Annotated in this window: 18 protein-coding genes; 15 read left to right on the top strand and 3 right to left on the bottom strand. The window is 56.4% G+C overall.

What is annotated here, in order from left to right:
- Positions 1-88: 88 nt before the first annotated feature.
- Both QRN55_RS13800 and QRN55_RS13795 read right to left on the bottom strand, forming a co-directional pair.
- On the bottom strand, positions 89-880 hold the full coding sequence (locus QRN55_RS13800; RefSeq protein ID WP_284777115.1) for a LexA family transcriptional regulator: 792 nt from the start codon (positions 878-880) through the stop codon (positions 89-91).
- Positions 881-1,515: 635 nt separating this feature from the next.
- Positions 1,516-2,124, bottom strand: a complete 609-nt coding sequence (locus tag QRN55_RS13795) for a S24/S26 family peptidase (RefSeq protein WP_284777114.1) — start codon at positions 2,122-2,124, stop codon at positions 1,516-1,518.
- 119 nt (positions 2,125-2,243) lie between these two features.
- Here QRN55_RS13795 and QRN55_RS13790 point away from each other — a divergent pair, with 119 nt between their 5' ends.
- The 14 genes from QRN55_RS13790 (at position 2,244) to QRN55_RS13725 (ending at position 10,348) form a co-directional block, all read left to right on the top strand.
- Positions 2,244-2,585 carry a hypothetical protein gene (locus QRN55_RS13790; protein WP_284777113.1) on the top strand — a complete coding sequence of 114 codons (342 nt, stop codon included), beginning with the start codon at positions 2,244-2,246 and terminating at the stop codon, positions 2,583-2,585.
- Positions 2,582-2,866, top strand: a complete 285-nt coding sequence (locus QRN55_RS13785; RefSeq protein ID WP_284777112.1) for a hypothetical protein — start codon at positions 2,582-2,584, stop codon at positions 2,864-2,866. The genes QRN55_RS13790 and QRN55_RS13785 overlap by 4 nt, the downstream gene beginning before the upstream one ends.
- Positions 2,866-3,954, top strand: coding sequence for a ribosomal protein L7/L12 (locus QRN55_RS13780; RefSeq protein ID WP_284777111.1), 1,089 nt, complete (start codon positions 2,866-2,868; stop codon positions 3,952-3,954). Before QRN55_RS13785 ends, QRN55_RS13780 begins: the two co-directional genes overlap by 1 nt.
- Positions 3,955-4,012: 58 nt before the next feature.
- Complete coding sequence (locus QRN55_RS13775) at positions 4,013-4,213, top strand: hypothetical protein (protein ID WP_284777110.1); 201 nt, start codon at positions 4,013-4,015, stop codon at positions 4,211-4,213.
- Positions 4,213-4,437: a DUF4349 domain-containing protein gene (locus tag QRN55_RS13770; RefSeq protein WP_284777109.1), complete on the top strand. Its 225-nt coding sequence runs from the start codon at positions 4,213-4,215 to the stop codon at positions 4,435-4,437. Before QRN55_RS13775 ends, QRN55_RS13770 begins: the two co-directional genes overlap by 1 nt.
- Before the next feature lie 86 nt (positions 4,438-4,523).
- The gene (locus tag QRN55_RS13765; protein WP_284777108.1) at positions 4,524-5,345 is read left to right on the top strand and encodes an AAA family ATPase; all 822 of its coding nucleotides are present in this window, start codon (positions 4,524-4,526) and stop codon (positions 5,343-5,345) included.
- Positions 5,346-5,682: 337 nt separating this feature from the next.
- On the top strand, positions 5,683-6,261 hold the full coding sequence (locus QRN55_RS13760) for a DUF669 domain-containing protein (protein ID WP_284777107.1): 579 nt from the start codon (positions 5,683-5,685) through the stop codon (positions 6,259-6,261).
- Between the two features lie 58 nt (positions 6,262-6,319).
- A complete protein-coding gene (locus QRN55_RS13755) occupies positions 6,320-6,559 on the top strand; it encodes an acyl carrier protein (RefSeq protein WP_284777106.1) in 240 nt (79 codons plus the stop codon).
- Between the two features lies 1 nt (position 6,560).
- On the top strand, positions 6,561-6,947 hold the full coding sequence (locus QRN55_RS13750; protein WP_284777105.1) for a hypothetical protein: 387 nt from the start codon (positions 6,561-6,563) through the stop codon (positions 6,945-6,947).
- Positions 6,948-7,025: 78 nt separating this feature from the next.
- Complete coding sequence (gene dnaN / locus QRN55_RS13745) at positions 7,026-8,075, top strand: DNA polymerase III subunit beta (RefSeq protein WP_284777104.1); 1,050 nt, start codon at positions 7,026-7,028, stop codon at positions 8,073-8,075.
- Positions 8,075-8,362, top strand: coding sequence for a hypothetical protein (locus QRN55_RS13740; RefSeq protein ID WP_284777103.1), 288 nt, complete (start codon positions 8,075-8,077; stop codon positions 8,360-8,362). Before dnaN ends, QRN55_RS13740 begins: the two co-directional genes overlap by 1 nt.
- A 23-nt stretch (positions 8,363-8,385) precedes the next feature.
- Positions 8,386-8,877, top strand: coding sequence for an HNH endonuclease (locus QRN55_RS13735; protein WP_284777102.1), 492 nt, complete (start codon positions 8,386-8,388; stop codon positions 8,875-8,877).
- Positions 8,878-9,645: an oxidoreductase gene (locus QRN55_RS13730; protein ID WP_284777101.1), complete on the top strand. Its 768-nt coding sequence runs from the start codon at positions 8,878-8,880 to the stop codon at positions 9,643-9,645. It abuts the gene before it with no gap.
- A gap of 187 nt (positions 9,646-9,832) precedes the next feature.
- Positions 9,833-10,348: a sigma-70 family RNA polymerase sigma factor gene (locus QRN55_RS13725; protein WP_284777100.1), complete on the top strand. Its 516-nt coding sequence runs from the start codon at positions 9,833-9,835 to the stop codon at positions 10,346-10,348.
- On the opposite strand, the gene QRN55_RS13720 is transcribed toward QRN55_RS13725, so the two are convergent.
- Entirely contained in the window at positions 10,345-10,875 is a 531-nt protein-coding gene (locus QRN55_RS13720) for a hypothetical protein (RefSeq protein ID WP_284777099.1), read from the bottom strand. The two genes, QRN55_RS13725 and QRN55_RS13720, sit on opposite strands and share 4 nt — an antisense overlap.
- Positions 10,876-10,895: 20 nt before the next feature.
- Between QRN55_RS13720 and QRN55_RS13715 the strand changes: the two genes are divergently transcribed.
- Complete coding sequence (locus QRN55_RS13715) at positions 10,896-12,644, top strand: DEAD/DEAH box helicase (RefSeq protein WP_284777098.1); 1,749 nt, start codon at positions 10,896-10,898, stop codon at positions 12,642-12,644.
- Positions 12,645-12,681 lie beyond the last annotated feature (37 nt).

The raw sequence follows: 12,681 nt of genomic DNA, 5'->3' as shown, positions 1-12,681 counted from the left end.
TGGTGGCCAGCATGGTTTGCTGGGTACAAGAGGAGATATAAATGCACGCACTTTGTAGGTCAAGAAAAAAGTGCGTGAATATTGTGAATTAGTATTTTCCTGAAAGAACGATCGGGTGAATCGTCATCACCTCTGGGCGATCAAACTCTATATCGATTTGGGGATTGTGCTGTGTGAGAACGAGCTTGTTGCCCGCCCACCCCTTGAGTTCTTTCACATAACCCCACGGAGGTGAGCCGTCATCCTCTGGCGGGTGTATCTGAACGATAACATCGTCACCTCGTCGAGCGGGCTTGCCTGGGTGCACCCACGCTGTTTCACCTGGTTTAAAGCGCGGATACATAGACTCACCATCAATGTAGACAGCATAAGCTCCGGCGACGTTCTCAAGAGAAGGCGGGCAGACGACATAATCTATGATGCTACCGTTGAATACGTAACGACCATCCTCTCCGCCGATTGCCATGCCTAGGACAGGAAGCATTTTATTTGTTGTTACAATGGGTTGGCGTGGTGCTAGGGTTGCGTTGGGGGGCAGGCGCGGGCGGTATGGTGCGTCTAAAGGTGGCTCCGGACCTTCGTAATATTCATCGTCATCTCGACGGGCCTGTAATCGAAACCCAGTATCTCGCGCCCACGCTTCAGCTGGCATGTTCGGTGTCTCCGACCTAACATACTGCATAACAGACATCAGTTCTTTTTCGCTAATATCAAGCGCTCGCGCTGCCTTTTTCCAGTAAGCAGGCTTGATGACGTCTCCATTGAGCCAGTTGCTGATATTCTGTTGGCTGGTGCCAACGACTCGAGCGAGCTCGCTAGCATTTCCATTAAATTTTTCCAAAAGTTTGACGTTTAGCAAATGGGTGAGAGCGTTATCCATTCTTCATATCCTGTTATTTCACAAGCTTTTATCAAAAAAAGCACGCACTATCAAACAAACTATTGACGGCACGCATATTTGTGCTACCTTTGTGATTGTCAGCGGCGATTACCGGTGACTGAGGCCTCCCACCGGCCAAGTGATCATAATGAGGAACGAAATGACACAAGACCTTTTCGAAAATGCCCACGACACGGACTACGAAAGAAGAGGAGCGTCGACCCAAGCGATGATCGCAAGAAGAAGACGGGAGCATGAGGCTCCCGCGCCCAGAAGAAGATGGCGGCCAATGACCGGGCCGCCTTGATAGGCTCGCAGGGATGCGGGCCATTTTGCATTTTATAGGAACGCTAAAAAAGGGGAGGCCGAAATGAGAAACATCGCAAACCACATTCTGGATACCCGAACGTCACCGGCGAAAGCTTGTGGCGTTTTCGTCGTTCCTCAGAAAACGAAAAGGGGCGTAATGACCCGGCACCACCCGTAGTCCGCCCCTTCTCCGTACTAACGCGCCGAGGAGACCTTCGCCGTAAGGCGGGATCAAGCACGCGTTCCATATCCGACACCACATCGGACGACTGCTATCTACACAAATTTGTGTAAATGGTCAACAAGTATTTTGGAAGACCAGCCCATCAAGCCGTCACCACTCTCTCTGAAAGGATAATGACATGGATGGCCTCAACGTTCTTCACCTCGACCGGTGCGCCGTTGTAACGGGCCAGCTGAACCCCGCCATTGCTCATGGACTCAAAGCGACCGATCCAGGCGTAACCACCGGAGTGAGCCATAACATCGTCGCCGGGGGAGGGCCATCGAGAAGGATCAAGCCACGCTTTTACGCCAACGTGAAAGATAGGCTCCATAATCTTCGTGTCGATCACGATAGCATAACGGCCTTCGGGGATCCGCTTGCGGCCATCGTTTATTGGCTGAAACTTCCACTTGCCGTCTTTGCGGTCCGACATGGAGCCATAAACGCGAGCGGCGACAAATCCCGATATCTTGTTGGGGCTCTCGGCCTGACTGGCCTCTCTCGCCATGTCGGCGACTTCGGTCTCAGGAATGCCGAGGAATGCAGCGATCTTGGGGTAAATCACAGGTCTCGGAACGGCACCACGTTTCCAGGTGCTAAAGGTTTGCTGAGGTACGCCTAATTCTTCGTAGACGGCGCGATCCTTCACGCCTCTTCGCTTTTGCTCTTTCAATATCGACTGCAAGAGCTGTGATTTTACCTCAGGCATCCAACCTCACAACGGACAAAACCTTGACAAATTTGTAAAAAGAGTTTAGTTTCACAATCCAGCCGCCTTGTCAACCGCAAGCCGGTCACCACCCAGAAGACACCACACGAGGAGACTACATGACAATGATCACCAGCACCATGCTGGCGGATATGCACGTGCGCCGTGAGAACGGCGAAAGCGTCGCAGATATCGCCGCCAGATACAATGTAAAGCCAATGGCTGCATACCAGCGCCTTCGCCGTGCGTATGGCCGGTCCGCAAGATTGCCAGGACCGGCCAACGACAACAACTCGAATCGCACGACACATATGGCAGCCCGCAACGGCGGTTGCTCCACGCTGTCTGGCCTCATGCCAGTTTCTCTGCCTCGCGTCGTCTCTGCGGCCAACGACAACGATGCCGACCTGCAGGCCGGGATGGCGATCAATGACTATGCGTTGCGTGGGGTGGCGGCATGAGCTGCGAGTGCTGTGATTACATCGGTATCGGCGACATCGTCGAGCACAAGATGAACACCAATGTCTTCGGCATTGTTATCGCGGAGGCTGGTTCGATCCGCTCAATCCGCACGTCTCCGACGCTTGCCGTCATGAACTTCCACGAATGGGAGCTTCGTCAAGTCGCTAGCGGCGGATCCGAGCCACCAGCGAAGGAAGACGACGAGACCAACGTCGTGCGTGTGGACTTCAACAAGGGGCAGGTTCTGACCGCCGAAACACCAACAGAGGGAGTAGCGTAATGGGTGAGTTCAAGAAAGGTGATTTCGTTCGTTGCATTGATGAAAGTGATACATCAGTCGTCAAACTTGATGGCGTTTACAAAGTAGACGAAGTCAGCGGAAGATACGTCTACGTAGTCGTTGATGAAGATCCACACGGGATGCTGCTGAATCGCTTCGAGCCCTGGCAGCCGCGCGTCGGCGAGCGGGTCAAAGTGGTGATCTCAAACTACGAAAGAAAAAGCCTGCAACCAGGCGCGACTGGCGTTATCTCTGAACACTATCACACGACATGCTACGGCGTGGACATAGGCGGCGAGGACTGGTCCTTTTTCACCTCAGAACTCGAACCAGTCCTCATCGCCACCAACACCGCAGAACAGCCCGCCCCCCTCAAGATCGAGGCCGGCAAGTTCTACAAGACGCGCGATGGCCGGAAGGTCGGGCCGATGCGTGTTTGGCGCTTGGGTGGATGGGCCAGTGAGGGTGAATTTAGCACGGGCTTGTGGCTGAGTGACGGTCAGCCAAAATATAGCATGGCTAAAGATAGTCCCGCGCTAATCGCGGAATGGATCGAAGAGCCTGCCGCCAAGGCGAAAGCCAGCAACGAGAACGCGCAGCCGAAGTTCAAGGTTGGTGATCGGGTGATCGATACCGAATCGTCCGAGGGCTATACGGCCATCGTACGAAACATATCGACTGACCGCTTCACAATTGAATGGCTTGAGGATGGCAAGCCCAGCGGTACGACAGGAAACTGGCCTTTCGACGACTTCGAGCTCGTCACACCACCCACCACCACCACCACCATCGTCGCCCTGATCGAAAACGGCCAGCCCAAGCCATCATCCACGCCGCACGTTCATGCGTCCACCGGCGCGGCCGAGAAGGAAGCCAAGCGCCTTGCGGCGAAATACAAAGGCAAGCAATTCGGCGTGTTCACGCTGACGACGACGCATGAGGAATCCGCACCGGTCTATGCTCACAAGTGGCAGAACCTTGCGGCGCTGGGCCTTAAGATCGACGCGATAAAGGAGTTGCGCAGCATCACCGGCATGGGCCTGAAGCCTGCCAAGGATGCAGTCGAGCACTTCCTCGACGCAGCCTGACCACCAAAGCGGCTGGCAACCAACCAGCCGTAATTCACCACACATTGAGGAGACTTTCATGAGGGATGCTTCCGCAATCTTCATCGCCACCCTTCTTGCCTTGATCCCGATTGGCGCTGGTCTTGCAGCCGTCGCTGCATGGGTCACGCACGTCTACGTCTGCATTCAGGCAAGCGCGTGGATCCTGCTGGCCTTCGGCTGCATCGTCGCACCCGTCGGCATCATCCACGGCTTCGGCGTCTGGCTGGGGGCGTTCTGATGACCTCACCCTGGTACACAGAATCCACCACGCCACCTATCGACTACGCGCCGGTCACACCAACGCCGCGCAAGTACGTCCTTCGCGGCCTGAAGCGCGGTGCACTCGCAGGCATCACAGCGGTAGTGGCCATTGGCCTCATCATGCTGCTCCCGTTGGCGATCGTGGCTATCGCTGTCCTTGGCGCATTCTGGTGGCTGTTTTGCCTCCTCTACGCTCGCTGATCGCAAACTGGCAGTGGCTGATCGTTTTTGCAGCCGCTGCCTACATCGCAGCCATTGTTTTCACCACACACCACTGAGGAGGCCTTATGGCTATCAAATGGGATGAACTGAAGGACACTTCAGACACCGACCCGCCAATCACCACTCTGTACGGCGGTGCCAAGTTGGGAAAGACGACCTTGGCTTCTGAATGGCCGGCTCCTTACTATTGCCGCACCGGCGAAGGCGAAAGACAGAGCGCTGGCACACCGATGAAGTCTTTCGGCGTTTCCGAGAACTACGAAGATGTCGTCGACCAAATCACCTACATCCTGGAGGCCGAACACGATCGGCGCACGTTCGTTCTCGATGCCCTTGATGGCATGGAGGTCTTCGTCAATGCCGAGGCCTGCGCCAGAAACGGTTGGGCCGACATCGAAGAGCCAGGATTCGGCAAGGGGTACGCGGCAGCCCACTCGGTCTGGCTGGAATTTATCAAGCTTTTGCTTAAGCTGAAAAAGGCCGGATACTACGTCGTACTCATCTCGCACGTGAAGGCAAAAACGGTACCGGGCGTGACGACCGACAGCTACCCTCGCTACATGCTCAACCTGCGCGATGACGCGGGTAGCGCGATCTGCGATGCCTCGGACCTTATCGGCTTCCTACATCAGCGCGTGTCGATCGCCAAGGAAGACCTTGGTTTCAAGAAGACTGCAAAGCGAGGGCAGGGCGGAGGCGAGGTCAATATCGCCGTGCAGGAGCGACCTGGCTTCATCGCTGGCAACCGGTACCAGATTGCCAAGCCCATTCTCGAATACAAGCAGGGACAGGGCTTTGCGGCGCTGAACGCGTACTTCCCTCCGCAGCCGGATGTCGTCACCGCTCAGGTTGCCGACGATCCCGATGAAGAAGAGGTGGCGGCATGAACTGGCCTCAGATCACTTGGATCGCTCTAGCCGCTGCAGGCGTAGCAATTAGCGCAGTAAAGCACGGTGAGAGCCGTGGGTCATACAGTGTTTGGCAAACCTTGATCGGCACGGGCATCGGCGCTGTCCTATTGTATGCGGGAGGTTTCTTTTGACCATGTTTCGCGGCGAATCGTGGTTTGCGTGGCACCCAGTCAAAGCACGCACGCGCTCGGGCCAGCTGATTTGGGTCTGGCTCACTCATGTCTGGCGCGACCAAGCGTCGACGCAGTTCGGTAGCGGGCCTTTCCGCTATTACCTTCGCTAACCACCACACCACACCACAAGGAGACAACGCATGGCCAAGATTGGCATCAGAGTTGAAGCAACCGAAGAGAACACCCAGCAGCGCGATTTCACGAACCTTCCGAACGGCGACTATCAGCTGGAAATCAGCGGGTCCGAAATCAAGGAGAAGAATGAAGGCACCCGCGATCACGCGATCAACCTAAGTGTGTCGATCGACGTGCTCGCGCCGGAAGAGTTGAAGGGCCGCAAGATCTTCAACAACTACAATCTGCAGCACCCGAATCCGCAGGTTCAGGAAATCGGCCAGCGCCAGTTTGCCTGCCTTCTGCGCTCGCTCGGCCTTACCGAAGCGCCAGAAGATTCCGACGAGTTGCACTTTATCTCGTTTTTCGCCCGCATCGGCATGGGCAAGGACAGCAAGGACAAGAATGCCGACGGAACTCCGAAGTACGCGGCTCGCAACGAGCTGAAGAAATATTACTACCCTGACGAGGGCAACCTGCCTGAACCAAAGGTCGAAGCTGCGCCAGCCGCAGCCAACGACAACCGCCGCACTGCCGCCAGCAACGACAACAAGCCTGCCGCTGCGGCTGCCGGTACGACACGCCGGCCTTGGGGCGGCAAGTAAGCACACCACTACGGGCCGTTACCAGCGGCCCGCTACTTCATCACAAGAGGAGATTTGCATGACCACTTTCGAAAAACTGAAAGGCATCATCGTCGAAAACTTCGGCGTCGATGCGGATCGAATCACACCGGAGGCCAGCATCTACGCTGATCTCAATCTCGACAGCCTCGATGAGGTCGAGCTCGCGATTGAAATCGAGAATGATTTCGAGATCGAAGTCAGCGACGAACAGATTGAGGCCAGCTTCACCGTCGGCGACATCGTCAAGGTTATCGATACTCAGTTGGGGGCGAACTGACATGGGTGACAAGAATTACAAATGGTATGTCGCAGGTAGCGTCGACGCTGAAATCTTCACAAGCCAAAGCGACACGCGCGAAGATGCGCTGGCGCAGGCAAAATCAGAATACGGCGACGATCCGTTCGTTCTGATTGAAGCTGATAAGTCAGTCGTGAAGCCAAATTTCAACGCGGACAATATCGCTTCTGAAATCATAGAAGAGCTGGCCGAAAACAACCCTGAATGCTGGGGCGACGATGGTGATGAAGGCGCGTGGGGCGACACCTCGTCGCTGGAGCGCGCGATAGAAAAGGCTGTCGCGGATTGGTTGACCGACGTTCCGCCAAAAACATTTTGCGTTGATCACTTCCGCACCACCGAGTTTTTCAACGGCGCAACCGCCTAAAACCACCTGCCTGCCGCTCACCACGGCAGGCACCACCACTCATTACCGCGGGCCAACCCGCGACCAGAGGAGACACCCATGCACCTTGTCATCCACAAGGAAGACCTGACACGTGCGCTTGCCGCCACGACGAAGGTCGTCGAAAGCAGATCCACCATTCCCATCCTGTCCAGTGTGCAGCTTGCCGCAACTGGTGACGGCCTCGCCATCACGGCGACCGATCTCGACATCATCGCCACCGCAGGAGTGCCGGCTGAGGTCAGTAAGCCAGGCAATATCTGTGTTGACGCCAAGCTGCTGAACGACATCGCGCGGAAGGCAACCGGCGACATCACCATGGAACTCAATGGCGACAAGCTGCTGGTGAAATCCGGGCGCTCGCGGTTTTCGCTTGCAACTCTGTCTGCAGAAGACTTTCCAACGCTCGGCGACGACAAGTTTGACGCTGAATTCGAGATCGATCTTGCCGCGCTGTTCGCGCCGGTATCGTTTGCGATTTCGACGGAGGAAACGCGCTATTATTTGAACGGCGTGTTCTTCAAGGGGTGCAGGTCAGAAGCTGTCGCAACCGACGGCCACCGTCTCGCCCGCAACTTTGGTCCAGAACTGCCAACCTTCGCAGGCATCATCGTACCGCGCAAGACGGTCAGCCTGCTGCCAAAGGGCAAGGTGCAGGTGTCGGTCAGCCAGCAAAAGATCCGTATCGTGTCGGATGACGTGCGCATCACTTCGAAACTTATCGATGGCACGTTTCCTGACTACGAGCGCGTTATCCCGAAGAGCAATGAACGCGTTGTGACGGTCGACCGGGATGCGCTGATGAAGGCGTCCGATCGCGTTTCAACGGTGTCGTCTGAACGTGGGCGCGCCGTGAAGTTCAGCATTGCGCCTGGCAGTATCGCGCTTGCTGTGGCCGCTGGCGAGGCGTCGGCGAATGACGAAGTCGAGGCCGAGTACAGTGGTGAGCCGATGGATATCGGTTTCAACGCCGCCTACGTCCGCGACGTGCTGAGTGTTCTGCCATCTGGGCCGGTCAAGATGGCCCTGCAGGACAGCGGAATGCCGGGGCTGTTCACGTCTGATGGCTTCGAGGGGCTGACGCTTGTTTGCATGCCTATGCGTGTCTGATGAGCGCCGAGAACCAGAACGGCGGGCTATGGAGGCCCGCCAACTCCACCGAGGGCGCAGATTTCGAGCGCAGCTGGTGCCGCCACTGCCGCAGTGATGCGGGTGAAAACTGGGAAGACGAGTTCGGCAATGACGTCCCTGGCGTCTGTGTAATTCGAGCGCAAGCCTTATGGGGCGGCCAGCCAGATGAGTGGGTGCGCCGTAATGGCATGCCTTGGTGCCTGGCCTTCACGCAGGATCCCGACAAGCCAGCGCGCTGCCTGTTTACGAAGGAGATGGAATTATGAGGCTTCATCCAACGAGGGAAAGATTGCGCGAAATTATTCACTACAACCCGATGACGGGTGAATTCAGATGGAGAGTGAGGCCTGATGCTAGAAAGAATTGGAATACAAGGTATGCCGGGAAAATTGCAGGTTGCCGCGACAAAGACGGATACGTGCTGATCGGCGTGGATGGGCATCTGTTTTTCGCGCACAGGCTTGCATACATCTACATGTACGGCGTCGTGCCAGTCGAGGTGGATCATCAGAACCACGTCAAGGATGACAACAGATTATGGAATCTCCGAAATGGAGAGCATGCAGACAACATGCGAAATCAGTCTTTGTCATTAGTGAACACCAGCGGTGTTACCGGCGTTCACCTACATCGCCAGACTGGCAAATGGCGCGCCAAGCTAAAAATGGACGGCAAAGTCATAAGTCTTGGCTTGTTTGATAGCATTGACGCGGCCGCATCCGCCAGGAGAAATGCCCAAAACGATTACGGCTTTCATAAGAACCATGGGGAGGCAGCGTAGATGGCTCCTATCCCGCGCGCCCAGTCGTCCACCGTGGCCGCCATATACCGTGCTTATGAACAAACAAATGAACACTACGATAGCTTGGGCATCAGCGTCGGCGTGGCGGCGACGGAGTGTGACCGCGCTTTGTGGTTCATCTTTCGCTGGTGCTCAGCGCCGGAGGCAGTGGACGGCAAGAAGATCAGCATCTTCCGTACCGGCGACATGTGGGAGGATCGTCTTGTCTCCGACCTAGAGGCGATCGGCTGCGAAGTCACAGGCCAGCAGGATCGAATTCGGTTGGTGTCTGGACATGTGCGCGGCAAAATCGACGGACGCGCCATGGGCGTCCCTGAAGCGCCAAAGACTGAGCATCTTTGCGAGTTCAAGAGTTCGAACGACAAGGCGTTCAAGGACATCGTCGCTAAGGGCTGCAAGGTCAGCAAGCCGCTCCATTTCGCCCAAATTCAACTAGGGATGCATGCCTTCGGCCTGACGCGCGGTTTGTATCTCGTGGTGAACAAGAACACCAACGAGCGGTACGCCGAGCGCATCGAGTACGATTTGGAATACAGTTTCAGGCTGCTGGCACGTTTGGATCGCATTATCGCAGCGGATGAGCCGCCAACGCGTCTTTGCACCAAGCGTGACGACTTTCGAGGCCTGTTCTGTCGTCAGGCGGCCGTTTGCTGGGGGAGAAGAATTGCCACGCGTGACATGCCGAACCTGCCTTCACAGCACTCCCGAAATGGGAGGTCAGGGGCACTGGTCCTGCGCGCGGTTTAGCAAGCCCATCTCTTTCGATGAGCAGAAGGAATCATGTCCGGCCCACCTCAACATCCCGGCCATCCTTGTCGGCTACGAGCAGGTCGATTGCGACGAGGAAAACGAGACCATTACCTACCGAAGACCAGACGGCACAATTTACGTCGACGGCGCTACCAACGCCTGACCACACCACAAGGAGACCAGTATGCCACCCATTGCGGCGAACGATAATCACCCGCGACCAGACGGATTCGACGCTGCGTTGGAAAAGCAGCTGCCGGTCCTGCGTCGCTACGCCAGACGACTTGCCAAGACCAGTGATGCCGCCGAGGAGCTGCTACATGAGGCTGTTGCAGACATCCTGCGCCGCGCTCACACCTGCCGCATGGAGACGTTCAAGACCTGGTCGAACTGGGCGGTTTATGGCGTCTACTCGACGATGGCGAAGGCTCGCACGACCCAAAAACGCAGCGCCAACGTCGTGAGTACATCCGCCTTCAGCGAATTGCCAGGAAGCGCAAAATCCAGCCAGCAGGAAAGTGCCGAGCTGTCCTCTGTCTTGGGACTGCTGAAAGGCAGGGAAGGCGACATGACGCTGCGCGTCGCCTTGGGTGAAACTCTTGAGGAGATCGGCCGAGACTACGGTCTGGGTCGGGAGCGCGTTCGGCAGCTGGTCGAGCGTGAGCGGGCGAGGGTGTCGACGTTGGTGGAGGTGGGTTAGCCTAGAAAATCAAAACCCGTCGACGCGAAAGCAGTCTCGATTTTCTTACAGCCATGCATCCGGTATCCAATCTTAAAACCAACCACAAATCCGCCTTGCTTCGACTGGTCAGGGAAATTGACATTGAAGATGCTGATGGATGTTGAGGGTGTGTCAGTCGAAAACCTGCCAGCTAAGCGAAACGGCACGTCAAAAACATATTCTCTCTTGTTATCGACGACCACATCGTAGAGCGCAGCGACAATATCTCGAGCATCCTCAGCGCCGCGGTGAACTACAGCCCACTCAGGGTACTCGAGCTTGATGCTCGTCACATACAAGGGAAGCCTGTGGTGGTTAACAATCTCAACTGCGACGCGATGTCGATAATTCTTGCCGTCGTCAGGTAGCTGATAAGCGCTGAATACTGGCTCGACCTCACCAAGCACAGCATCTGCCTGCCGCTTCGATTGGCGAGCAGATGAGAACGCGAATATGGCAGCCATGATTGCTGCCATGGCAGAAAAACCCGCAATCCAATCGCTCATCATTAGGTCCGGAATCTCTTATGCTCCAGCTTCGCCACTACCAAGAAGACGCAGAAAACGCGGTTTTTGACTACTGGTCAACTACCGCAGGCAATCCGCTGGTCGATCTAGCGACTGGCTGCGGCAAGTCGTTGCTGATGGCGTCGCTGATCAAAAGGCTGGTCGAAGGCTGGCCCGATATGCGGATCCTTATAGCTACTCACGTAGCCGAGCTGATCGAGCAAAATTACCTTGAGCTATTGGGTATCTGGACGTTTGCACCTGCGGGCATTTTCTCCGCTGGCCTCGGCCGGCGCGATGCGCGCAGTCAGATCATCTTCGCGGGCATCCAGACGGTGCACAGCAAAGCTGACCTTATCGGGCATATCGACGTGCTGATGGTCGACGAGTGCCATCTGATCCCCGCTAACAGCAACACGATGTACGGTCGCTTCATCGCGGCTTTGCGCGCGATTAATCCGGATATGAAAATCCTTGGCCTAACCGCCACGCCGTATCGATTGGACAGCGGCCGTCTGGATGAGGGCGAAGATCGGCTCTTCGATCAGGTGGTCTACACCTACGGAATCGCCGATGGCGTGACCGATGGCTATTTGTCGCCGCTGTCGTCCAAGGCGACGGCCACAACATTCGACATGAGGGGAGTCGGCAAGCAGGGCGGCGATTACAAGCAGTCGGCCATGCAAGCTGCCGTTGACAAGATGGACGTCACGCGGTCTGCCGTCGACGAGATCGTGGCGAAAGGCGCGGACCGTAGGTCGTGGCTTTGCTTCTGCTCTGGCGTCGAGCACGCCGAGCACGTTCGAGATGAGATTCGGTCGCGCGGCATCTCCTGCGAGACGATCAGCGGAGAAACACCGAAGGATGAGCGACGGCGCATCATCGAGGACTTCAAGTCCTACAAAATCCGCGCGCTGACCAACAACTCAGTGCTGACCACTGGTTTTAACCACAAGGGAGTCGATCTCATTGCGGCACTGCGCCCAACATTGTCCGTGTCGCTGTACGTTCAGATGATGGGCCGCGGCACGCGCGTGATCTACGCCCCCGGCATGCCTCTTGAGACGCCTGAGGAGCGCATCGCTGCGATCAAGGCCGGTCCGAAGCCGTCCTGCCTGGTGCTCGACTTTGCGGGGTTGGTGAACAAGCACGGACCGGTCGACATGGTGCAGCCGAAGATTCCCGGCAAAGGCGACGGTGAAGCGCCAGTGAAGGTCTGCCCATTCGACGTGGAGGACAAACAGGGCCGCTTTGGCTGCGGTGAGAAAGTGCATGCTTCAGCGCGCGTCTGCTCGTGCTGCGGTTACGAGTTCGACATCGACGACAGCCCGAAAATCACAGCCACGGCTGCAGACACGCCAATCATGTCCACAGCAGAACCAGAACCCCGAACAGTCACGTCGCGCAGCTTTTATTATCACGAAGGCAAGGCTGATAAGCCGCCATCGGTGAAGGTCAGTTACATGGTCGGGATGACCGCCATCAACGAATGGATCTGCCCGCAACATCAGGGCTTTCCTAAGTCAAAAGCTGATCGCTACTGGCTTGCTCACGGCGGAGCACGACCGTTCCCCAAGACAGTTCTGGAGTGGATCGAGCGTCAGTCCGAGCTGCGCGACACGGTAGAGATCACGGTGAAGCCGCGGCAGAAGTACTGGGATGTCGTGGGGCATGTGGTCGGGGCTGCGAATGACAATAGGCAGGCGTCGGCGAATGACAATCAAACGGAGGATTGGCGGGCCTTAATTGAGGACGATATCCCGTTCTGACCTTGACAAATTTGTAAAAGCGGTTTAGCGTTGAAAT

The organism is Agrobacterium sp. lyk4-40-TYG-31, from assembly GCF_030209855.1.
In the GTDB taxonomy this organism is placed as follows: Bacteria; Pseudomonadota; Alphaproteobacteria; order Rhizobiales; family Rhizobiaceae; genus Agrobacterium; species Agrobacterium vaccinii.
This window is presented reverse-complemented; position numbering and strand designations above follow the sequence as displayed.